This window comes from Arenibacter flavimaris (assembly GCF_030291335.1).
Lineage (GTDB): Bacteria > Bacteroidota > Bacteroidia > Flavobacteriales > Flavobacteriaceae > Arenibacter.
In genome coordinates this window covers 18,843-41,986 of the sequence record NZ_JASWIM010000004.1, presented here as the reverse complement: position 1 = coordinate 41,986, position 23,144 = coordinate 18,843, and the positions used below count along the sequence as shown (strand labels likewise).

Annotated in this window: 25 protein-coding genes; 17 read left to right on the top strand and 8 right to left on the bottom strand. The window is 38.9% G+C overall.

Going from position 1 to position 23,144, the window contains the following annotated elements; genetic code table 11:
- The 8 genes from QSE00_RS04770 (at nucleotide 1) to QSE00_RS04740 (ending at nucleotide 5,128) form a co-directional block, all read left to right on the top strand.
- Nucleotides 1-678: a hypothetical protein gene (locus QSE00_RS04770; RefSeq protein WP_286105052.1), complete on the top strand. Its 678-nt coding sequence runs from the start codon at nucleotides 1-3 to the stop codon at nucleotides 676-678.
- A gap of 21 nt (nucleotides 679-699) precedes the next feature.
- Complete coding sequence (locus QSE00_RS25150; RefSeq protein ID WP_353477442.1) at nucleotides 700-930, top strand: DUF2798 domain-containing protein; 231 nt, start codon at nucleotides 700-702, stop codon at nucleotides 928-930.
- Nucleotides 931-1,070: 140 nt separating this feature from the next.
- The gene (locus QSE00_RS04765; RefSeq protein WP_286105051.1) at nucleotides 1,071-1,709 is read left to right on the top strand and encodes a flavin reductase family protein; all 639 of its coding nucleotides are present in this window, start codon (nucleotides 1,071-1,073) and stop codon (nucleotides 1,707-1,709) included.
- 145 nt (nucleotides 1,710-1,854) lie between these two features.
- Nucleotides 1,855-2,481, top strand: a complete 627-nt coding sequence (locus QSE00_RS04760) for an FMN-dependent NADH-azoreductase (protein WP_286105050.1) — start codon at nucleotides 1,855-1,857, stop codon at nucleotides 2,479-2,481.
- Between the two features lie 39 nt (nucleotides 2,482-2,520).
- Complete coding sequence (locus QSE00_RS04755; protein ID WP_286105049.1) at nucleotides 2,521-2,877, top strand: antibiotic biosynthesis monooxygenase family protein; 357 nt, start codon at nucleotides 2,521-2,523, stop codon at nucleotides 2,875-2,877.
- Complete coding sequence (locus QSE00_RS04750; protein ID WP_286105048.1) at nucleotides 2,874-3,506, top strand: LysE family translocator; 633 nt, start codon at nucleotides 2,874-2,876, stop codon at nucleotides 3,504-3,506. The genes QSE00_RS04755 and QSE00_RS04750 overlap by 4 nt, the downstream gene beginning before the upstream one ends.
- Nucleotides 3,507-3,635: 129 nt before the next feature.
- Nucleotides 3,636-3,998 (top strand): RteC domain-containing protein, encoded by a 363-nt coding sequence (locus QSE00_RS04745; RefSeq protein WP_286105047.1) that lies wholly within the window; start codon nucleotides 3,636-3,638, stop codon nucleotides 3,996-3,998.
- A gap of 62 nt (nucleotides 3,999-4,060) precedes the next feature.
- Complete coding sequence (locus tag QSE00_RS04740) at nucleotides 4,061-5,128, top strand: IS481 family transposase (protein WP_286105046.1); 1,068 nt, start codon at nucleotides 4,061-4,063, stop codon at nucleotides 5,126-5,128.
- Between the two features lie 76 nt (nucleotides 5,129-5,204).
- Here the strand turns inward: QSE00_RS04740 and QSE00_RS04735 are convergent, their stop codons facing one another.
- The 4 genes from QSE00_RS04735 to QSE00_RS04720 form a co-directional block, all read right to left on the bottom strand.
- Complete coding sequence (locus QSE00_RS04735) at nucleotides 5,205-5,579, bottom strand: VOC family protein (protein ID WP_286105044.1); 375 nt, start codon at nucleotides 5,577-5,579, stop codon at nucleotides 5,205-5,207.
- A gap of 54 nt (nucleotides 5,580-5,633) precedes the next feature.
- Nucleotides 5,634-6,593 carry a DUF2938 domain-containing protein gene (locus QSE00_RS04730; protein WP_286105042.1) on the bottom strand — a complete coding sequence of 320 codons (960 nt, stop codon included), beginning with the start codon at nucleotides 6,591-6,593 and terminating at the stop codon, nucleotides 5,634-5,636.
- A gap of 2 nt (nucleotides 6,594-6,595) precedes the next feature.
- Nucleotides 6,596-7,960, bottom strand: a complete 1,365-nt coding sequence (locus tag QSE00_RS04725) for an MFS transporter (protein WP_286105041.1) — start codon at nucleotides 7,958-7,960, stop codon at nucleotides 6,596-6,598.
- Between the two features lie 75 nt (nucleotides 7,961-8,035).
- Nucleotides 8,036-8,887 (bottom strand): helix-turn-helix domain-containing protein, encoded by an 852-nt coding sequence (locus QSE00_RS04720; RefSeq protein WP_286105040.1) that lies wholly within the window; start codon nucleotides 8,885-8,887, stop codon nucleotides 8,036-8,038.
- A 590-nt stretch (nucleotides 8,888-9,477) separates the two neighbouring features.
- Here QSE00_RS04720 and QSE00_RS04715 point away from each other — a divergent pair.
- Entirely contained in the window at nucleotides 9,478-11,856 is a 2,379-nt protein-coding gene (locus tag QSE00_RS04715; RefSeq protein WP_286105039.1) for a TonB-dependent receptor, read from the top strand.
- Between the two features lie 9 nt (nucleotides 11,857-11,865).
- On the top strand, nucleotides 11,866-13,059 hold the full coding sequence (locus QSE00_RS04710; RefSeq protein WP_286105038.1) for an MFS transporter: 1,194 nt from the start codon (nucleotides 11,866-11,868) through the stop codon (nucleotides 13,057-13,059).
- An 11-nt stretch (nucleotides 13,060-13,070) separates the two neighbouring features.
- Here the strand turns inward: QSE00_RS04710 and QSE00_RS04705 are convergent, their stop codons facing one another.
- The gene (locus QSE00_RS04705) at nucleotides 13,071-14,015 is read right to left on the bottom strand and encodes a helix-turn-helix transcriptional regulator (protein ID WP_286105037.1); all 945 of its coding nucleotides are present in this window, start codon (nucleotides 14,013-14,015) and stop codon (nucleotides 13,071-13,073) included.
- Between the two features lie 149 nt (nucleotides 14,016-14,164).
- Between QSE00_RS04705 and QSE00_RS04700 the strand changes: the two genes are divergently transcribed.
- The 6 genes from QSE00_RS04700 (at nucleotide 14,165) to QSE00_RS04675 (ending at nucleotide 20,760) form a co-directional block, all read left to right on the top strand.
- A complete protein-coding gene (locus tag QSE00_RS04700; protein ID WP_286105036.1) occupies nucleotides 14,165-15,907 on the top strand; it encodes an ABC transporter ATP-binding protein in 1,743 nt (580 codons plus the stop codon).
- A 41-nt stretch (nucleotides 15,908-15,948) separates the two neighbouring features.
- Nucleotides 15,949-17,691 (top strand): ABC transporter ATP-binding protein, encoded by a 1,743-nt coding sequence (locus tag QSE00_RS04695; RefSeq protein WP_286105035.1) that lies wholly within the window; start codon nucleotides 15,949-15,951, stop codon nucleotides 17,689-17,691.
- Nucleotides 17,692-18,001: 310 nt separating this feature from the next.
- On the top strand, nucleotides 18,002-18,850 hold the full coding sequence (locus tag QSE00_RS04690) for an RteC domain-containing protein (protein ID WP_286105034.1): 849 nt from the start codon (nucleotides 18,002-18,004) through the stop codon (nucleotides 18,848-18,850).
- 278 nt (nucleotides 18,851-19,128) lie between these two features.
- A complete protein-coding gene (locus QSE00_RS04685) occupies nucleotides 19,129-19,407 on the top strand; it encodes a helix-turn-helix domain-containing protein (protein WP_286105033.1) in 279 nt (92 codons plus the stop codon).
- 7 nt (nucleotides 19,408-19,414) lie between these two features.
- Entirely contained in the window at nucleotides 19,415-20,101 is a 687-nt protein-coding gene (locus QSE00_RS04680; RefSeq protein WP_286105032.1) for a hypothetical protein, read from the top strand.
- The gene (locus tag QSE00_RS04675; RefSeq protein ID WP_286105031.1) at nucleotides 20,098-20,760 is read left to right on the top strand and encodes a P-loop NTPase family protein; all 663 of its coding nucleotides are present in this window, start codon (nucleotides 20,098-20,100) and stop codon (nucleotides 20,758-20,760) included. The genes QSE00_RS04680 and QSE00_RS04675 overlap by 4 nt, the downstream gene beginning before the upstream one ends.
- A gap of 101 nt (nucleotides 20,761-20,861) precedes the next feature.
- Here QSE00_RS04675 and QSE00_RS04670 read toward each other — a convergent pair whose 3' ends face one another.
- Genes QSE00_RS04670 through QSE00_RS04660 form a run of 3 tightly spaced genes read right to left on the bottom strand, consistent with a single transcriptional unit; the run spans nucleotide 20,862 to nucleotide 22,651 of the window.
- Nucleotides 20,862-21,650, bottom strand: coding sequence for an ImmA/IrrE family metallo-endopeptidase (locus QSE00_RS04670; protein ID WP_286105030.1), 789 nt, complete (start codon nucleotides 21,648-21,650; stop codon nucleotides 20,862-20,864).
- Entirely contained in the window at nucleotides 21,637-21,981 is a 345-nt protein-coding gene (locus QSE00_RS04665; RefSeq protein ID WP_286105029.1) for a hypothetical protein, read from the bottom strand. The genes QSE00_RS04670 and QSE00_RS04665 overlap by 14 nt, the downstream gene beginning before the upstream one ends.
- Nucleotides 21,968-22,651, bottom strand: a complete 684-nt coding sequence (locus QSE00_RS04660) for an RNA polymerase sigma factor (protein ID WP_286105028.1) — start codon at nucleotides 22,649-22,651, stop codon at nucleotides 21,968-21,970. The genes QSE00_RS04665 and QSE00_RS04660 overlap by 14 nt, the downstream gene beginning before the upstream one ends.
- A gap of 144 nt (nucleotides 22,652-22,795) precedes the next feature.
- Between QSE00_RS04660 and QSE00_RS04655 the strand changes: the two genes are divergently transcribed.
- The gene (locus QSE00_RS04655; RefSeq protein ID WP_286105027.1) at nucleotides 22,796-22,918 is read left to right on the top strand and encodes a hypothetical protein; all 123 of its coding nucleotides are present in this window, start codon (nucleotides 22,796-22,798) and stop codon (nucleotides 22,916-22,918) included.
- The last annotated feature ends 226 nt before the right edge of the window (nucleotides 22,919-23,144 follow it).

Genomic DNA, 23,144 nt, shown 5'->3' with positions numbered 1-23,144 from the left:
ATGGAAATGTTATTTATAAAATGGTCTCTGTGTTTTGCACTACTGCTCCCCCCTATCGTTTTATCTGCTCAAACAGACAATGATGAGCAAAAGCAAAGTTCTCCTGTAATAATGGAAATATTGGTGGGCAACGACGGTTATGCTTCGCAAATGATCATAAATAAAGGATTTAGTGCAATTCCCAGATTAGGATTTTTTAGTGTCACCAATATTTCATCGAGTTGGGGCGAAAAGTTGTCCCAAGATGCAATGAACCAGATAAACCTGAAGTACGACTTTTTTAAAGGAATGGGAGTTTTTGGAGGAGTTCACTATACTCCGGTAACCGGACTACGCCCTACAACGGCATTGATGTACACAAAAGGTTCGGGAACATTTGTTTTTATGGTAAGCCCTAGATTGATCGGCTTTAACGAAGGTGGCATCATAGAGGGGTTTGCGATGGTAGAATACAAACCCACAATAAATGAAAATTGGAGCATTTATTCCAGACTTCAAGGATTGTACAACCAAACCATTTCTGATGGGAATCATGCAAGAAGTTACCTGATGCTACGAACCGGAGTAAGTTATAAGGATTTCAGTTTTGGTTTAGGCGCTAATTGGGATGCTTTTGGTGCGGAAAAAATAACGAAAGAAAACTATGGCGTGTTTCTATCTGCCAATTTGTTTAATTAAAAAAATGGAGTTGCAATATATATGCGTTTTTTTCAAAAATATGAGTTTTACATATTCAACTTTCTGGTTGCTTTTCCCATGACCGTGGTAATGGCTTTTGGTAATACAGCAATCGCAGAAGGCTTTCACGAAAATTTCATCCAGCATTGGGTAAAATCTACCGCCATAAGCCTTTGTATCAGCTATCCTGCTACCTTGATCATTGTACCGATGGCAAGCAAATTCATGAAAAAAATAACGACCAAACATTAGAATTGTGCAAAATGGCGCTACCAACAAAATATCGCAAATTATTTTAAAGATTGACAGCTTAGGGAATCCCTCTATCAAAATATTTGACAAAATGGACACCTTAACTGGAAACAATAAAACCATAGTACAGCAATTAAAATATGAACATCAAAAGTCATCCCTCCATCTTATATTTCGGTACACCGGTAGCACTTATCAGTACTAAAAATGCCAATGATACAGACAACCTTGCTCCTATATCCTCAATTTTCTGGTTAGGTTGGAGGTGTATTATTGGTCTTGGTGCTTCATCCCAAACGACCAAAAATCTGATGGCGACAAAAGAAGCCGTTATAAATTTACCCTCGGTACAAGAAGTAGAAGCCGTGAACTTATTGGCCAAGACCACTGGTTCCAATCCTGTTCCGAATACCAAAATATTAAAGGGATATCGTTTCGAAGAAAACAAGTTTGAATTGGCAGGATTGACAAGGGCAACATCTGAAACCGTCAAACCTTTTAGGGTTAACGAATGCCCCGTGCAAATGGAAGCAGTTGTCAAAGCCATTCATAAATTGGCGGAGGATGATAGTACACAGCACGGGAGAATTATGACATTTGAACTTAAAATAAACAGCGTTTATTTAAACAAATCTATCATTATGGATAATAATCCAAATCGAGTTGACCCTGATAAGTGGAAACCTTTGATTATGAGTTTTCAGGAATTTTATACAACAGGAAATAAGGTGCATGAATCAACCTTAGCACAAATCCCCGAAAACTTATACAATAGTTGAAAAAGAGGTTCAAGCAAAGAGGAAAATAAACCAGGTCAATCTCCTCCTTCCTTAAAACTGAAAAGCAGAATTGAAGTCAATGATATTGACATTCTTAATTTGAAGAAAAACTAAAAAGTAGAAAAATAAATTTAACAGAATTTAAATGAGTAAAATATTAGTAATCAACTCCAGTACAAGAGCAGAAAACTCGCACAGCAGAGCGCTCACAAAACTCTTTGTAGAAACCTGGTCGAAAAAACACCCTGAAGACACCTACAACTATCGGGAAGTGGGTTTAACTCCCGTTCCGCATATTACCAATGAATGGATTGGAGCTTCTTTCACAAAGGTTGAAAACAGGACCGAAGAAAACCAGAAACCTTTAGAGCTGAGCAATGAGCTCGTAAAGGAATTAAAGGAAGCAGACATCTATGTTATCGGAGTTCCCATGTACAACTGGTCCATTCCAAGTGGCTTAAAGTCATATATAGACCATATCATGCGGATAAACGAAACTTGGAAATTCAGATCAGGAAAACCGGATGGGGATTATGTAGGATTATTGGAAAATAAAAAACTGTTCATTTTATCGAGCAGAGGAGATAACGGATATGCCGAAGGAGAACGTAATGCCCACATGAACTTTCAGACCAATTATCTACAAACTATTTTCAAAATTCTGGGCGTACACGATGTTGATATCATTTCGCTGGACAATGAAGAATACGGGGGCGAACTTTTCGAGAAATCCCAACAGGAAATACATAACAGAATCATGAAGATAGCCTAAACATAACCCGAAGATAATAATAACCATAGAAAAAATGATATGCAAAACGATTTAGGATTTTATTCCATTATAGAATACGATGTAGACACGCCCGATGTACAAGATCTGTTTGTTGAATTGTTTGCCGAAGTTCAAGAAAAGTTCGTTGCCCCTTATCCCGGATATATTTCATCCACATTTGTGGCAAGCATTGATGGAAAACGAATCTATAATCTTGTGCATTGGGCATCCGAAGCAGATTTTGATCACTTTGAAAAAGTTTCCGACGCAAAAAGCCGTTTGGAGGCTCGGGAACAAGTCATATCAAAACTAAAAGACAAAGCCCATTTTAGAGAGGTTGGTTCGCCCAGATATCGGGTTTTAAAAACCGTAACTCCCACCAAAAATGAAGAATGATACCAATTCATGATTTACTTTTATTTGGATTGGCGGCACTCATCATGGTTCTTTCACCTGGGCCAAATATGATTTATCTGATTTCAAGGTCGCTATCCCAAGGAAAGAATGCTGGAATTATTTCGCTATTCGGCGTGCTGTGTGGCTTCCTGTTTCATATACTTATGGTATCGTTTGGGCTTACCGCTATATTTTTTGCCATACCCTATGCATTTGTAACAGTGAAATTTCTTGGTGTTGGATATCTTTTATACTTGGCATATAAGTCCATTAGGTCAGGAGATAGAGTTTTTGACACCAACCAAAATCTTAAGCCCAACAAACCGCTCAAGCTATTTAACATTGGATTTATGACCAATGTGCTCAATCCCAAAATGGCAGTGTTTTATCTTTCATTTTTTCCACAGTTCATAAAACCCGAAAACGGTTCAATTTTAAGCCAGAGCTTTCAACTTGGAATCGTTCAAATCATCATAAGTTTTGCTGTTAATTTTCTGATAGTGATTTCAGCTGCAAAAATGGCAAAATGGTTTGCAAGAAAACCGATTTGGTTAAGGATACAAAAATGGTTCATGGCTTCTGTCTTAACCGGACTCGCTGTGAAAATGGCATTAATAAAGACAAAGTGAAAATTAAACAAGCTTGGTTATGAAAATGAAGAAATAATAGAAATAAATTTAAGCTTTAGATGGAAAAGGAAGATTCTTAAAAAAGTATATGCTTTCAGTATTAAAAACACCTTCGCTTGGCTATTATCAGTGAACAAAAAAATTCAACATACAATAACTTCATTTGAAGAATCAATAAATACTATTGAGAATGAAGCGTTTGATATACTACAAAAAGCTGAGGAATGTGTCAAAAAAAGTAAAGTAGCGCTTGAAGCATTAAATCGCTATATCATTACAAACCCATTTAAAGACATTGAAAGTGAAATACACTTTTTTAAACACCAAAAACCCAAGATTTTCAGTAGGCTCATTTATTATTCTAAGCTTTTTGGTATTGAAGGCAAGCGGCCTAGAGGAAGCAATAAATCCCAAGTTAAATACTTAAATGGTCATATCGAAAAACTTCAAGCTTATTTCAATGACAACCTAGAATTCTATCATTATTTGTAATAGTTAAGACTTAATCTGACAATCTTAATAAATTAGTTTAACCCTTAAATTAGATTTGTCAGATGAGTACAGAAGAGAAGATCATCAAACCAAAGTTAGGACTGCTGGAACTTGCCAAGCAGTTGGGCAATGTATCCCAAGCCTGTAAGGTCATGGGATATAGTCGGGATAGTTTTTATAGGTTCAAAGAACTTTATGAGCAGGGTGGAGAGCTGGCCCTTCAGGAAATTTCGAGAAAGAAGCCCATTTTAAAGAACCGTATCGGCGAAGAAATTGAGAAGGCCGTTGTAGCGATGGCTACCGAGCTTCCTGCCTATGGACAGTTACGTGTTTCCAATGAACTGAAGAAGCGGGGAACGTTCATATCTCCCGGTAGTGTACGGAGTGTTTGGTTACACCATGACCTAGAGACCTTTAAAAAACGGTTGAAGGCCTTGGAGGCCAAATCCGCCCAGGATGGCTTCGTGCTGACCGAGGACCAGTTACAGGCCCTGGAACGTGCAAAGGAGGGGAAACAGGCACACGGAGAGATAGAAACGCACCATCCGGGCTATCTGGGCGCACAGGACACCTACTATGTTGGTTCCGTCAAAGGGATTGGCCGTATCTATGCGCAGACCTTTATCGACACCTATTGCAAAGTATCGTTCGTAAAGCTCTATGACCGCAAGAACGCCATTACGGCCGCCGACCTTCTCAATGACAGGGTAATCCCCTTCTCCCAGCAGAAAGGACTTCCCTTGCTGCGCATATTGACCGACAGGGGAACCGAGTACTGTGGAAAACGGGAGCACCACGAATACCAGCTTTACCTGACCATTGAGGACATCGACCACACCAAGACCAAGGCAAAGAGTCCGCAGACCAATGGAATCTGTGAACGTTTCCACAAGACCATGCAGAATGAATTCTTCTTTGTCGCCTTTAGAAAGAAGGTCTACAAGTCCATCGAAGAGTTACAGAACGACCTCGATCAGTGGATCGGGTGGTACAACACCGAGAGGACGCACACAGGAAAACACTGCTATGGCAAGACACCTTTGCAGACTTTCGAGGATTCAATACTTTTAGCAAAAGAAAAGCTCATCGATCACAATGAGCTTAAAAGTTCTTTTCAAGTGTCGGATTAACCACAACTGTCAGGTTAAGTAGTGGCTAGTACATATAAATTATATGAATAGCTTTCTGTTTTTTTGAATAATGAATTTATTTTTGTACTCTTGATTGTAAATTGAACACCGTTCCTGCAGGATCCTGAATCCAATGCATATTTTCAGGAAGCTCTTCCAATTCATCACATGTTTCCACACCGTTTGAACGCAAATACTGTGTTGCTTCCTCAACTTCAGGAACCGTAAGCTGCAACCAGGTTTCGGAGTGGGTATAGTTGTCCACACAGTCGAGCCATATAACATTGTTTCCAAATTTTACTTCATGCGTCCTTGAAACAGTCGGATTGTCAATCGGTTTTTCTTCAACTTCTAATTTTAAAATATCTCTATAGAAAGTAACCGTCCGCTCATATTTATTTTTAGGGATCTTTATGGCAATGTTAATGCCTGCTTCAAATTTATTCTCCATTTTGTTCTATAAATTAATCATTCTTAATTCTGTCCTGTAACCAACTCTGAATTCCTATTTGTGAAAAAGTACGCCCACCTGCTCTTCTTTGCCTTTTCCACTTACAGGGTCAAAGTGAAAGTTTGTGGTAATAAAACCTGTCGTTTTACTGAATCGTCCTGTACCTTCGATAATGTCCCACATAACGGCACCTCTTACTACTTTTCCCCCTTCCATCTTTTTGAACGCGCCTTTTCCCTTAGTTTCAATTTTAAGTGTATCGTTATTACCAAAAATAATGTTTCCTTTTTCAGTAAAAGAATCATCGCCTAAACTTATTACTACTGTTTCGTATTTAATCAAGTTTACCTTCTTGATTTTCTCAAAATTGTCAGTAGAATCCGTAAAGCCCCGAACACCGATTCCTGAAACTTGAAGAACATTGTCTTTCCCAAGAGTTTTATTTGCTTGGGTATGAAATGTAATGTGGTAGCTCTCAGATTTAGCAGAATTTGAAAATTGGCCCACATGAGTATAATTAAAAGATTTGTAAGGGAAAAAAGAATTGATTGTGAATGCTATAGCAAATAAACCGAACCCATAAACACAATGGATGATAAGACTCATAAGTCTTGCTTTGTTGGGGTCAGGTAAATGAGTCCCGGCCACTCCAAAGCCAAATGCCGGTTGCATTATAAAAAATGGGGCAACCATAGTAAATAAACCAATAACCAAAGCAGGAAAAAGCGTGGGGTTGTCCAACCATTTTTTTCCAAAAGTTGCAACCAATAAAAATGCGAAGAATATCCCGATGGAATAATGGGATACTTGCCCAATGATCTGTTCGTACTTGATCGGGGTTGAATCAAAAATCTTATCATGATAGAATTTTCCGTTGAAGAGATGTCCTATCCACCGCCCTAAAAATCTATAATCAAGCCCTTTTATTCCAAAAAGGTTTAAAACAAAGGCATAAATATCCATAGTAAAGGTAGCTCCAATGCCTATTGCCACAATTTTAAGTATTGTATTCATTTTTATTTAGTTTTAAAGGTTTTGTACAACAAGAGCAAAGACATTAAAGCAAATGCGACCCCAGCGGTTTTAAATGCCAATGAGTAGCCTGAGACCATATCGTTTTCGAAAGCGGCAACCGACATGAATACGGCAAGACCTACTGTAGGGCCAAGTTCCATCGAAGTATTCATAACACCTCCTGCCAAACCAATTTCGGAAGGCCTGACATTTGCCGTGGAGAGCACAGCCGAACCTGAAAAAATCATTGATAATCCAACGGGCAGTATTGTATGTGCAGGCAAGAGGTCAACGACAAAACTACTATCATAATCAATGAATGTTAATAATATGAAAGCTAAGGTACTTAGCGATAACCCGACTAATGTAGTGATAAGGGTTCCCCATTTTCGAACCATTAACATTGCATATTTGTTCATTACCACCAGAACTATTGCAAACGGCAAATAAGCGCCGGCAGTCTCTAGGGGAGTCCACTCTTTTACTTGTTGCAGGAACAAGGTCAAAAAAAACATAGACAGTCCAGAGGCGGCAGCAGCCATAAAAATACTTATTAACCCAACAGAGCGTGTTTTGTCGAGCAGATAATCGGGAGGCAATAAAGGGGTGTCCACTCTTTTTTCTATAAAGTAGAAGGCTACGATGAACACCATACCTGTTACCAATGGAACGATCACTTGAGGCGAACCCCAAGAGTAGGCATCCACGACAATTAGCGCATAACTGGATACAGAAATGCCCAATGTTGCCAAAATTGTGCCTTTAATATCCAAGCCCAATTGGTCAGTGTTGACGTTTGATAAATTGATTCCTTCAAGTCTATGCTTTACAAATAAAATTGCAATGACCGAAATTGCGAAAGGGATGAGAAATAGCCAACGCCAAGGAGCAAAAGCAATGACGGCACCTCCCAAAACAGGACCTAGAGCTGCTCCCAAGACGGAAAAAGCTCCCCAATGCGCCATTGCATTATTGAATTGGGATTCGTCAGTAAAAACCTTTTTCAAAATCCCAATAGAAGCAGGTGCTATTAAAGAGCCCCCAATTCCCTGCAAAAACCGAAGTCCAACGAGCAATTCAAAATTACCAGCAAACACAATGAGCAATGAAGCTAGTGCAAATATTGAAGAGCCTATAATAAATACTTTTTTTGAATCGTATTTGTCAGTTAATCTACCGCCAAACAATAACAGCCCACTGTATGGAAGCCCATATGCAGCCGTGATAAGTAATAAATCTGCTTGCTGCAAACCCATTTCAAGGGCTATCTGCGGTAGCGGCACAAAAATTAGGCTAATCGTAAATATCAACGTAACCTGTATGGTAGCTAGTACATAAAAAACAGACCTCTTGTTTTGATTGTCCATAAGACGAAAATTTCTTTGCAAAAATGCATTGAAACTTAACTGTCTGGATAGGACAAAAAATGAAAATAATTGTACTTATCTAAAATTGTCGCGGAATGCTTGTGGTGTATAGTTTGTATGTTTTTTAAAGAATCGAATGAAGTAAGCAGGGTCTTCATAGCACAATTGAAAGGCAACTTCATTTATTTGATTGGAAGTTGCCAGCAATAATCTTTTTGCTTCCAGAATAATCTGTTGGGTAATCAGTTGGGAACAAGTCTTTCCCAATAAATTTTTGGTAATGCTGTTTAGTTTATATGGGGTAGTATGAAGCATGTTCGCATATTCATTGACTTCTTTATTTGTACATATTTCGCGCTCCAATAATTGCACAAACTCCTCCAACAATACTTGCTCATATGGTTCCTTTCGTTTCGGCAGGGTGTTTTTCTCCGATATATTTCTCGTTAATTCTATAAAAAGCATATCTAAATTGGCCTTAATGATTTCTTCGTACCCCATTTCCCTGCGGGTGAATTCATTAAAAATAAACCTTGAGACGGATAGAATCGTATCGAATTTAAAACTTTCCAATTTGTAACAATTATGAAGAAATGCTTTCCGAAAGGTTTCTTTTCGGTAATTGTTTGAAGGAGTATAAAAATCTGCATCAAATGTAATCAGATAGCCTTTGCTGCCTTGCTCAAGAGTTAAACGGTGGACTTGTCCGGGACGGATTGGGAAAACTGAATTTGAGGAAACAGGAAAATCATTAAAATCAATGGAGTGCACCCCATTTGCATCTTCCAGGACAAGCAGAAAGTAGAAATCATGACGATGCAAGTCTTCCTCCATCCTTTTGTCCACAAGCAGATTGCCAAGATCGATCGTTTCAAAACCTCCTGAAAAATAGGGCTCCCTTAGTTTTCGAATGGCAATTTTCTGCATTTAAAAATTAGAATGTTGTATTAGTGAAAATCGGCTTCCTTGAACAGTTGTTCGGGACACCTTTTTTAGTTGTACAACTATAAATTGATTTTTGTTTCTGGTTACTGTTTTGAAAATGGGCTCCTTGCAGTTTCAAAAAGATTGAAATATAAAAATATAACAAGGATAATCAAATCAGGTAATGCAAATACTTATAGCCAAGCAAAAATAATAAAACATGGTTTGCCACGACAGTTGTTTTTTTTCAAAACATCTTATTAATGACATCTTTTCCATTCATATGTTAGATCTCAAAAAAAATCGATATGATGCGAATTTGAATCTTTTCTTGGCTAAGCATCATGTTTGGAGTTATAAATCATTTATCGGTACCTCTTAAGTTTTTCTCTATACAATTTATAGAAGGAAGGTCATTTTTAGGAAAAATAGCCATTTTCATGAATTTTGTTAGACAGACTTTGGTTAAATAACTGTTCTCCAACCAACATTACGGCTTCTTACGTTGATATTATTTCCTCATACGTTGATGTGCATCGGTTATCTGTAGGCATATTTGCAATCCTAAATATTATTTAAAATAATTCTAAATAATGAAAATACATTTATTTAAAGTACTTCCTCTTCTTATCATATATTATAGTTTAGGAAGTGTATATGCCCAACAGACCAGTGGCAGTTTAATCGGGACGATATCCGATATAAATGGACAGCCCATTGTAAATGCTTCCATACTAATGGAAGATACACATAAAGGAACTGCAACGGATCAACTGGGAAAATTCAAACTTTATGATATTGAACCCGGTGAACATTCTTTTAAAATTACCGCATTGGGCTATGAAAGTGTCTTTAAATCCATCGTCATAAATGCAAATAAAGAGCATAGATTAAACATAACCCTAAAAGAAAGTTCCATAGGTTTACAGGAAGTGGTCATCACGGCCGAGAAACGGGAAACCGTACTCCTTGAGACCCCAATAGCAATTTCTGTATTGAGTTCAAAAAAGATGGAAGACTATAGGCTTTGGTCTATGAGGGACCTCAGTGCCGTTGTCCCCAACCTATTGATCTCCCATGTGGGCAGTGACCTGCCTTCCTATACCATTAGGGGCATGTACTCCAATGCAAGAGACCAGGCCATAGCAGTATATGTGGATGACATTATGCTGTATGACTATAATAACTTGCTGAATTTGTACAATATTGAAAGAGTGGAGATTTTAAGGGGTGCCCAGGGAACATTATATGGTAGGGGCGCCATGGCAGGTGTAATCAATATAATTACCAAAAAACCCGGCAATACGACCAATGGTTTTGGGGAGGCAAGTATAGGAAATTATGGGACGGAACGCTATTCTGCGGGTGTCAATACACCGATAGTTAAAAATAAATTGTTTGTAGGTATATCGGGCAGTTATAATAAAGCAGACGGATATTATACCAATATATTTGACAATCAGGTATTTGACAAAAACGGGCAATTGGAAGGACATCTAAGCCTTCGATATCTCCCATCCGAAAACTGGGCACTTACTTTAAATGCAAAGGCCCAGAAAACTTTCAATCACGGTACGTTTCCGTATATAGCAAATGATAGTATTGCCCTATCGGACGGCTTTATAACCGATCAAAATGTAAAAGGGGTCCATCACAGACAATGGTACAATACTTCCCTTTCAATAAAGCATCATGGTAAATGGTTTGATGTGACAAGTATTACAGGCTTTCAGTACAGAAACATCTTTATTAAAAATGGATTATGGGACGGGGATTGGAGTTCCTATGACTTTTATGAAATTGGTTATGGAGGGAGCCCCAAGGATAATAGTGGCCGTACTTTTACACAGGAAATACGTTTCAATAGCAAAGACGAAAAATCCAGTAGGTTTAATTGGACAACGGGTGCATTTTATATCCACCATCCTGAAAAAGAAACAACATTGTTGGTTGTGGGAGAGGATGCCGGCACTATGTTAAACGACCCTTATGCCCCCTACACCCTTAAAACACCATCTAAGCTTACCAACGATGGTTATGCATTTTTTGGGCAAGCCACCTACAAACCAACACCCAAACTCAACATTACCGCAGGATTAAGATACGACAGGGAAACCAAAGTGCGCTACACACAGACCACAATGATAAAGGAGGGCCTTCCGGATACAGAATTGGTAGAGAGAACCCGATTAAGCGGAAAGTATAAAGCCCTATCGCCCAAGGTCAATGTATCATACCTTCCAGGAAAAAGAACGATGGTATATGCAAACTATTCCAGAGGTTTCAGGGCAGGTGGTTTAAATGCAATAAGTTCGGACCCGGATCTTTATGCCTATGATCCGGAATTCAGTAACAATTATGAACTTGGTTATAAGTCAGACTGGTTTGATCAAAAATTGTTCGGCAACCTAACATTTTTCTATACCGATTGGAGCGATATGCAGGTTACGGCTTTCGGCAACACCCCTGCCGAAACCGGTACTCGAAATACAGGGAATTCTAGAATCAAAGGAATGGAATTGGAAATTATGACCGTTCCGTTAAAAGGGCTGAACGTAGATTATAATTTTAGTTTCAATCATGGAAGGTACACAAAGCTTACCAAACCGGATGTAAGCACGGGCAAGGAAATAGACCTGAAAGGAAACTGGCTTATCATGCAGCCCGAGTTTACTTCTATGTTCGCCGTGCAGTACACAACCAATCTTTCAAAAGAAATAAAAGGAACGATACGCGGAGAGTGGAGCTCCATTGGGAAAAATTATTTGAACATAGAGAATTCCGTAAAACAAAACCCCTATTCCCTGTTCAACACAAAAGTTGGAGTTTCCTATAAGAAAACAGATGTTCATTTTTGGGCAAGGAATATCTTTAACAAACGCTACCTTTCATTTGTATATCCCTCCGGCGCTCCATACACAACGCTGGGCCTACCTGCAACATTTGGAGTAAGTATACTCTCCAAATTTTAGCTCTTAGGTTTGAAAACAACGAGAAAATACTTTGTGCTGGGGCTGTTGTACAGCACACAAACGGTTCCCATCGCGTTTATGGGAACGGCCTTGCCCGCCATTATGCGTTCCGAAGGGGTGTCTTTAAAAGCCATAACATATATGTCCTTGGTGGCCATACCCTCTACCATCAAATTTCTATGGGCGCCCCTTGTGGACAGGTATGGGAAAAAATATTTTAATTGGGCAACCGTTTTTACCATCCTATACGTGCTATTTTTTCTTCCGTCCGTATTCCTAAACGTTCATCAGACCTTATTATTAGCTATTTTATATACCCTGGCCATGGCCTGCATGAGCTTTCAGGATATTGCAATGGACGCATTCGCTATAAAGTCTCTTAGAACTGGACAACGTGCCATAGGCAATGGCATACAGACCGGTGGCAACTATTTAGGGCTTTTAATAGGTAGTGGGGCGCTAATGTTGTTTTATGATCAATTGGGCTGGAAAAATGCGATTTTAATATTAAGTGCCATTACCCTTCTGCCCATATTCGCCACCATTAAATACGCCAACGAAAGTAAAAAAAAGCAAACCCGGAAAGATATAGCGTTTAAAGATTTCATAACCTATTTTAAGGAAAAGGAATTTAGAAAATGGATTCCTGTGGTCTCAGTTTTATTGATTCCCGCCAATTTAAGTTTCTCTTTCTCCGGTCTTTTGCTAATAGACAAAGGTTTTGCATTAGATCAGGTGGGTTACCTGTTCGGGATAGGAGGGGCATGCGCTTCAATAGTATCCGGGTTTTTATCGGGTATTCTCCTCAAATCCGCATCCAACCGTCATAAACTAATGGCAGCGCTCTGCAGCTCTATAATTTGCGTGGTCTGTTCCTTGGCCTTGTTTACAGTAGATGGAATGCAAGCCTATTCACATTTACCCTATATTCTAATAATGGGGTTGATGGTGGGCACTAACACCATGGTAATCAATGATGTTTCAATGAGTTATGTCCGAAACGGAAAAGAAGGTACAGATTATTCCATACAGTTGTTTCTACGTTATTTGCTCTATACTCCCGCCATAATTTGGTGTGGTAGCGTTATTGAACAATTTGGGTACAAAACTGTTTTTTACGGATTACTTGTTATAATGATGTTTATTTGGGTTTTGGTTTTTAAAAATTTCAACTTCTTAACCCGTCGTAATAAAGAAACGTAATATACAGGGGATTAGTCATTTTTTAATTCGCTGGGCAATACACCGTATTTACGTTTGAAAGCAGCTGTAAAATGATGAGGGTGCCTGTATCCAATACGATCTGCAACTTCGCCTACATATAATTTTTCATCCAACAACATATGTTTGGCTTTTGTCATTCTGTAATCGCGTAAATAACCAAAAATGGTGGTGCCGAACAGTTCTTTAAATCCTTTTTTAAGCTTTGTCTGGTTTATCCCTACCTGCTGGGCCAGATCAACAATGGAAAAAGAGGTGGCGTAATTTTGTTCAATATATGTCCGTACATCATACAGACAATCAATATCACGCGACCTTAGTTTTAGGTTTCCATCGTTATTATTAAATGATTGAACTTGCAGCAAAAGAAGCTCAGCTGCCTTGGTTTCAATAAACAGTTGTTGAAGCGAACCTGAGAAAATATTATAGTTCAATGCAGTAATACACTGGTACATTTCGAACCGTATTGGATATTTCGGTGTTGTCTCGTAACCCGTTTTACAGAAAATGTTTTGAAGCCTGTTGGCAAGTGGATCATCTTCATTGATCAGTTTTTCAAAAAAAGATTCACGAATGGCCAGTTCCAAAAACTCATATTCATGATTTTGGGTCACCAGACCTGTTTCCGGTCTTGCTTCGTCTTGGTAATAAGCACTATAAGTATTTAATGCAGAAGGAGTCCTTTTCTTAGTTGGATTCTTGTCTTTCAGCACAAAATGGGTTGCATAAAAGGAATCACTGAAGTTTATTGAAAAACTGCTATTTGCTTTGGCAATCTGTTTACCATGTATTAAATGAAAGTGGTTCAAAGACAAATTCTTCAACTCCAATGAAATTGTTTCGTCTTTAAAGGCCATCATACTTTTGGAGAGTTCATTACTAAAAAAATTGTTCTTAAGAGATACCGTCTCAGCTCCCAATCTCATTTTATATCCCATAAAATTACTTCTTCTTACGTTGTTTTATAATCTCCAACAGTTGATTTCCAGCTGTTTTAAATCATCATATTTGCAACTTCAAATATAGTTATTTAGAATCAAACTAAATTAATTAAGGCCAATAGCGGTAACTAAAATAATAAAGAGGTATGGCAAAAAAATCTAAACTTATAAGCACCGGAGCTTTATCACGGTTATTGTCCCCTGTAAGAAACTATGTGATAGCTGGATGTGTCCTAGCTGTTTTAAGTGCCGCACTAGGGTTAGTGCCCTATATAGCCATTTCTGAAATTGCCCGGTTGATTATTAAAAATACAGGCGTCTCTTATCAAACGATATGGATGTGGGTTTTCATTGCCATTATCGGAACAGCAGTTAGATTGTTCTTCCTGTTCTATTCTTCAAAACTAGGGCACATTGCAGATGCTGAAATCTTGTACAAAATTCGGGTCGACCTTGTTCGCCACCTCGGAACAATTCCCCTAGGGTGGTTTAAGGAAAAAGGGTCCGGTGCCATTAAAAAAGTAATGACCACCGATCTGGAGGAAATGCACCAGTTAATAGCACATTCCCTTCGCGAAATGCTGGCGGCCATAACCACTGTAATTGTTGGGTTATCATACCTGTTCTTGATCAACTGGCAAATGACCATGGTAAGCATTACCGTATTGCTCATCATGTTCGTCAGTTATAAAATTGCAATGCGTTCCGCTACCGTTCATATGGATAGATTGCTGGATGCAGAAGTAAAAATCAGCACCTCTGCCGTGGAATATGCAGATGGTATTACGGTAGTCAAAACTTTTGGTGTGGGCGGCAGGTTATTGTCCAGATTTGACAATGCGGTCAAAGAATATACAAATGCCTTGCGCGTTTGGGTTTTAGAAACACAATATAGCTCTGCCGTTTCGAGGCTTTTTGCTTCAGAAGTAACCTTACTGGGCGTTCTGGTGATTACCGGATTGTTGTTGATTGGCAATGGCACGCTATTGGTTGAAGATTTTCTGCCATTTCTTATAGTCGGCATTGGCCTGCCCAATACATTGGTACCTGCCGTCCATGGCTCCCAAGGATTGCGAAAAGGTAGGTTGTCGGCATCCAATATAGAAAGAATACTGTCTCTACAAACCATAGACGAAAGCAAAAACCCTCAAAAGCCCAAAGCGTTTTCAATATGTTTTGATAAGGTGTCCTTCGCATACTCCGCCAATAACGATGTTGTCCGAGATATTAGCTTTGAATGTAAACAAGGCTCCATTACCGCATTGGTAGGGCCCTCCGGTTCTGGAAAATCTACGCTGGCCAATCTTATACCACGCTTCTATGACGTGCGGAAAGGACGCATATCCATTGGAGGGATAGATATCAAGCAGATCGGTTCCGAGCATCTTTTGGGCAACATGTCCCTTGTATTTCAGGATGTTGTACTGCTCAATGACACGGTCATGGAAAATATTCGGATTACCAAACCAGATGCAACGGAAGAAGAAGTGCAAAATGCGGCCAAAGCGGCCTATATACATGAGGTGATAGAACAGCTTCCGAAAGGATACAATACGGTTCTAGGAGCTAAAAACAGTGGTCTTTCTGGTGGGGAACGCCAACGATTGACGATTGCCAGGGCAATTCTATCCAATGCTCCCATAGTGGTCCTGGACGAAGCTACGGCATCATTGGATCCGGATAGCGAGGTATTGGTGCAACGAGCCCTAAATACCCTTACCAAGCATAGAACGGTCATTATGATCGCCCATCGTCTGTATACCATAAGAAATGCCGACCAAATTGTTGTTCTTGATAAAGGGGAAGTTGTCGAAAAGGGAACACATCAAGAATTGATTAAAAATGAAGCACTCTATTATAAAATGTGGAGAGCCCAAAGCAGTCATTAAACCGCAACCATATATTTAATACTTAAGCTACATCAACAAAAATGATCAGACGATTCTATACACTTTTCCCGGACAAAAATGTCATTCTACAATTGACCGTTTTTCATATTGCCCTTGCGTTGCTCCAAGGATTATTGCTGGCCTTTTTGGTTCCTATACTCGAGGTAGTACTACGACCACAACCAGATTTCCCAAGTATTGAACCGTGGTTGACAGCGGGGTTTATTTGCTTTCTGCTATATCTCGTTCTCACGGTGATGGCAACACCAATAGGTTTTGGCGCAAGCATGAAAATGGCCGCCCAATTAAGAAAAAATGCCATGGCCCGCATTGCACAATTTCCACTGGGTTGGTTTACAGGGGATAAAAAAACGAGATTGGCCCGCAATCTGACCACCGACATCGGCTTGATTGCCCAATTGGCCGTAACGGTAGGAGCGCCGACCATTGTTGCTTTATTGGTACCTACGGTCATCATCATAGTTACTTTTTTTATAAACTGGATAACGGGTTTGATTTTGCTGATCATTATGCCCCTATCGCTTTTCGTTTTGAGATGGGCCGCCAGAATATCGGCGGAAGAAGACATTAAACTGGATAAAGCGGCAACAAAAATAGCAGGAAAGGCCATTGAAATCGGTCAGGCCCAGTCTGTGCTTCGAGCTGCCGGAAAGGGAATCCAGGGAACAATGTCACTTAATGAAACATTAAAAGAACACCGTATTGTTTATCGCAAAGGTTTAGAACGGGCAACATTGCCTTTTTTAAGCTTCATTGCAGCAATAACCATTGGGTTTGTCATAGTCACCGTATTGGTGGCCCACCTTTTTCTAGACCAATCACTTTCTGTTTCCGTTGCCATAGTATTATTTATTCTGGCGGTACGGTTTTTTGAACCTTTGGCACATTTAACAGAGTTGATCGGGGCATTAAAAGCCATGGACAATGCCATAATGAGGGTACAGGACCTAATGCGGACCTCTACCCTCAAAATGCCCGAGCATCCGGTCAGGGAAATTAAAAATACAAACATCCAATTTAAAAACGTATCATTTGGTTATGGGGAGAAGCCGGTTATAAAGAATGTGTCATTCAGTTGCCCTCAAGGAAGTACCACAGGGTTGATCGGTGTTTCGGGATCGGGAAAAACTACGCTCATACGGCTCATTGCCAGATTTTATGACATAGACCAGGGTATGATAACCATTGGCGAAACCGACATTAAACAGCTCGACTATTATCATACCTTGATGAAGGATATTGCAATTATTTTTCAGAATGTTTATTTGTTCGATACATCCATAAAAGAGAACTTGTTGATAGCCAAGCCCGATGCGACCGAAACAGAATTGAGAGAAGCTGCAACGGCAGCACAGCTCAATGAAATGCTCGAACGTTTGCCAGACGGCTGGGACACCAAAGTAGGTGAAGGCGGAATGCAACTTTCGGGAGGGGAACGCCAAAGGGTATCCATTGCAAGGGCATTTCTAAAAAACGCACGTATTGTCTTAATTGATGAGGCATCCTCTGCATTGGACCCTGAAAATGAGAAAGCGATCAGTCTAGCGATCTCCAATCTCACAAACAACCCCGAAAGAACAGTTATTGTCATTGCACACCGTTCAAATATTCTGAAATACGTAAATCAAATCATTGTATTGGACAAGGGCCAGGTTGCCGAATTTGGGAGCCCAGAAGAACTTCTAAAGAAAAACGGAATGTTCGCCCATCTTTATAAGCAATTTGAAGAATCCCGGAATTGGGATATTAACATTAAAAGTTGATATTTAAATTCCCCTTTGCCAAGTTTGGGAAAGTATGTCAAGGATATAAATTTTGATTAGGTAATGGCAAGGCAAGGTACAAGGAAAAGAAACGGACAATTATAAGTACAAATTTTATCGGATGACAAATCCATTAAATTGAAAATCTCCAAAGCTGATGTTGCCATGTTCATTTTATTTCAATTGAATTCAAACAAATACTTAAATAAAGCTTATGAACTATCCTACCTAGTTTACTGCCAATGAAATTATATGAACCTTATAACCTTTGACTAACTCTATCCAAATTGGAATTCATTGGCTATTATCAGTGAACAAAAAAATTCAACATACAATAACTTCATTTGAAGAATCAATAAATACTATTGAGAATGAAGCGGTTGATATACTACAAAAAGCTGAGGAATGTGTCAAAAAAAGTAAAATAGCGCTTGAAGCATTAAATCGCTATATCACTACAAACCCATTTAAAGACATTGAAAGTGAAATTTACTTTTTTAAACACCAAAAACCCAAGATTTTCAGTAGGCTCATTTATTATTCTAAGCTTTTTGGTATTGAAGGCAAGCGGCCTAGAGGAAGCAATAAATCCCAAGTTAAATACTTGAATGGTCATATTGAAAAACTTCAAGTTTATTTCAATGACAACCTAGAATTCTATCATTATTATAGAAGAGGAGCCACCTCTCTAGATGAGCAATATTTTTTAAGAGGAAAAGCAGATATTCGCCTGTATCCCGACACCTTTCACTTTTATTTAGATAAACAATTCTCAACAAGCCATGATGCTACGGTTGCCACTATCTTGGCATACGATATGCTCATTATTCATTTAAAAAAACAAATAGACAAACTTGACAATAATGGTATGGAAATGATAAGCCCACCACAACCAATACACTCCTCCAAGCTTTTCTGGACAGGAAGTAAAACAGACCTCATTGAACTCATTTATGCACTTGATAGTAGCGGTGTCATCAACAGTGGAACTGCAGATATCAAAGAAATTGCTGTAGTATGCGAGTTGGTCTTTAATATTGATTTGGGCAACTATTACCACACTTTCATTGAGATACGTTCTCGAAAATCCAATAGCACCAAGTTCATCGATAAAATGAAAGAGACCCTGACAAAAAGAATGGAAGAATCCAATGAGTGATTTTCCCAACCTAACCCCAAGTTGGGTGTTTTAACAATGAGGTCATTTTACATTTTATTTGATGGTTTTTGATAGGGCAACTATTTGTTGAACAGACAAATAAGCCCTATTTCCTTTAAAAAATATTTCCAAAAAATCATTCCCAAGGTGGGTTCAACTATTGAAAAATATCCACCAAAGCCCATCAATTTTGTAAAACGAAAGTCAAATCAGAAGAGAGGCCATCAAATTAGGTGACAGTAAGGCGATGGTCTCTTTTATTTAAATCGTTTTTACAAATGGCAGCAACAATCATTACCACTGAAGACCTTCGGGAATTCAAAATGGAATTACTCGACGACATCAAGCAACTTCTTAACAACCAGTCCGGGCATACTTTCAAAAAATGGCTGAAATCCCCAGAGGTAAAAGAGCTTTTGGGAATCTCTTCCGGCACCTTACAGAATTTAAGAATCAATGGCACATTGCCCTATACCAAGGTGGGCGGTGTACTCTATTACGATTACGAGGAGATTATGAACGTGATGGAAAAGAACAAAATCCACAACAAAGTCTAACGGCTCTTTGGAACAAATAAACTACATCAAGCACCTAAACGCCGTGTTCCTGCAATTCTCCAAGGACGGCCGTTTAAACCCCACGCACATCAGCCTGTACGTGGCCCTGTTCCAGTTATGGAACAATTACCACTTCCCCGATAATTTCCATATCAACCGGGAAGAAGTGATGCAGTTTTCAAAAATTGGTTCAAAGACTACCTACCACCGTTGCATAAAAGAGCTGCACTATTGGAAATACCTGTTATACGAGCCTTCCCACAATCCCTTTCACGGGAGCAAAATCAAGATGTTCAATTTTGGGACAAGTGATGGACAAGTACTGTACCCAAGCCCTACCAATATCGGGACAAGCAATGGACAAGCGGTGGTACCTATAAACAAACATATACAAACTGGAAAAAACAATACAAACGGGAATAAACTTGACCGGCCCAAAAATGAAAATGAGGTCATCGAATTTTTTCTAAAAGAAAATTGGCCGGAACTGGAGGCCAAAAAATTTTACAACCATTATCAGGGCATCGGTTGGAAAGTAGGCGGCAAAACAAAAATCATCGATTGGCAGGCCACAGCTCGCAATTGGATGCTAAAAGCCGACGAGCTCAAAACGGAAAAAACGATGGTTGCGGTTGGCCAAAACACGGACAACCTAAAGACGGGTTCCAATAAAAATTATAGTGAACCCCTATGAGTTCCCATAAACCACATATCATCATCGAGGGCAGCGTTCAATATACCTTGGGAACTTTTAGGAACAATGAAATCATTTACGATTTTGATAAAATGCTCGTTTACCTCAATGCCAAGGGGAAATTGCTCTTTGGCAAAAAATTCAGGATTTATGAAGAGGACCGCAATATACTTTTTAAGCTGTGCAATTATTACATCAAGGACGAGGCGAACTGCAAAAAACTCGGCATTGATATCCATAAGGGCATTTTGCTCTCCGGTCCCGTGGGTTGTGGGAAAACCAGTCTGATGAAACTATTGCGCCATATTGTGCCCCACCGTAAACCTTATGAAGTCATCCCTACCCGGAACATTGCCTTTGCCTTTAACAATATCGGCTATAAAATCATTGAAGATTATGGGGATAAAAAATTCTACTGTTTTGACGATTTGGGCGTAGAACCCACTGGACGGCATTTTGGGAAGGACTGCAATGTCTTGGGTGAAATATTGTTGTCCCGTTACGAACTGTTCCTGAACCATAACATCCAGACCCATGCCACCACCAACCTTAATGCACAGGAACTGGAGGAACGTTATGGGAATCGGGTACGCTCACGAATGCGGCAAATATTCAACTTGATTAGTTTTGATATGAAGTCCAAAGACAAAAGGCGTTGAACATTCACGAGCACCTTTAAATAACAATCAGGACGACACGAGCTAATTGTTCAATTTGGTGGCTTTTGATAAAGGGAGTGGAGATAAGAGGAAGTGATTCTTTATTCTTCCCAAATAATACTAAGAGCCTTGTCCTTGTATGTAATGCAATGTTCAAAGAACTTTCTTTGTATATCGCCGTCCTTTACATAGTTGAAAATATCAACCGCCCATATTTCTTCTTTTTTAAATAAATTGTCGGTAATATTTTTAAAATACTCCCCCATTACGGTATTAGGAGCTACCTTGTTTTCGTACAATAAGTATTGATAAGGGAATTGTTCACTACAATATTTCCAGCATATTTTGCCATTTTCCCCGTAGATGATCATTATATCGTGATTCCCAATATCAGCAAATCTAAATGCACAGGCAGTTCTGCTAACGCTATATTCATCTTTCAAAAAGTCTATTAATTCAATACTAAACTTTTTGCGATAAAAGTCTTTTGAAAACCTTTCTTGGGGCATCAACAAACAAGATGCAAAAAAATCTGCTTCCCGTTCTATCTGATTAAACTGCTTTTGATTTGTTCTTGATGGATGCGGTTTCAACAATCCCTTTTTCAATCCAATTCTATGGGAGTCTATGTAGTAGTGTCCAAGCTCGTGGGCCAATGTGAACCGTCCTCTTGCGGAATCGGGCCTGTTTCCCAGATCTGTATTTATGTGAATATAGAACTTTCCGCTATCATAGAAAGTCATTCCATCAAAAGTGTCCTTGCCATAACTATCATAAAATACGGACAATCCTTCATCTTCTAAAATCCTGTCAAGTGGTGTAGCCTTCTCTTGGTACTCCAATGCAATATTTTCAGCCAGTTCCTTTATGTCTGGTCTATTCCGAATCACTAGAATCTTGGTTGTGCTTTTTTCGCATTTTATCTATGATGTGCTGCGGCAAGTCTTTGTTTCCTTTTCTGGCAACCATTCTTAGGCTTTCTATTTCGTCATCAACATCATTTTCAAACATTGTTAGGATTTTTGGTTCTCTATGAAATGTACCCTTAATTATCGCAATTGGATCAATTGATTTTTCATCCAGTTTATAGTCATAATCTTCATATAATCTATTGAATCTATCAAGCTCAAGTTCATTACTGGGAAAGAGGAAACCTGTTGAACCTAACCAACTGTCCAATTGAGCAATCTCGATTAGTTCTATTTTCTTAGGCTTGGCCATTCAAAATGTTTAAATAGTTCGTAACGTGTCTGTGTGCATCTCCGTAGTAGGTGTTCACGGACTTTTGAGTTAAAGAAAGTTTTTCTCTCAACAATTTAGTGATTGATCTTGGGACCTTTTTACCTTCCTTTTGGTAGGCCCTATAGGTAAAATAAATAATACGGTGTTTATCGGATAATTGAGTAAGGGCTCTTTCTATGGTGTTTAGTTTTGCACTAACTATTCTCTTCGCCTCAGGATCTGGGATATCGAACTTATCCAATAATTCATCAGCGTTAGAGACCAAGCTTAAATCTTCTTCCTCGGTTGGCTCGGCACAACTATTCTGTTCACCATATTTTATTATTTGCGTGTATAAAATTCGATACATCCATAGAAGTATCCCTTTGTCCAAATCTTTGGCCTTGGATTTCTCCTTATCAAAGGTGGGGTACCTCCATACCCTAGCAAAAGTACAGTTCGCTATTTCCAAAGCAACCACTTCACTATATCCATATTTATTGCAATAAATCTCAGACTTGCGTTTTAAATCCTTACCAAAACGATAGCAGAATTGTACAAAAGCCAATTGGGCTTCAGCAGGAAATTCTTCTTTAAAAGAAATGTACTCTAGCAGTTCAACGCTAGGCATTTTCTCGAAATCTATGTCTTGTTTCGTATCAGTATTCATCTATATACCAAAACGGATATATCTATTAAGGTATATGAGTGGACGGCACTCACAAAACCTTGGTTTAACAAATAAAGTGCTAGTAAATAATTAATGGGGAGGTTCAAATATAACGAAAATCCCTTCCATTTTAAAAATTAGATTATGGCAAAAGATTCATCGGGTAAAAAATTCAACAGAATCCCGGAACACAAAAGAAAAGTAGGCGGTAAAACCATAACCGTCAAAGAACACATTAGAAGCAACAGGAAAGACAGTAAGGGATAGTAAAGAGCGGAACTCCACAGCTCTAAATGGAGATTGTTTAACCTAAAAATTCATTTTATGAATAGTTTTAATTTCTCCAAAGGAGAGCTAAGTATATGTCATAAAGGCAATTGTGTCAGTGCGCATGGCGATTTTGCAAAAGCTATCATCTTTGGCCTTGCAACTCTTATTGTTATAAGTGGCATAGTCTCAATGTTAGAGCAATCTGACTAGAGGACTGATTATG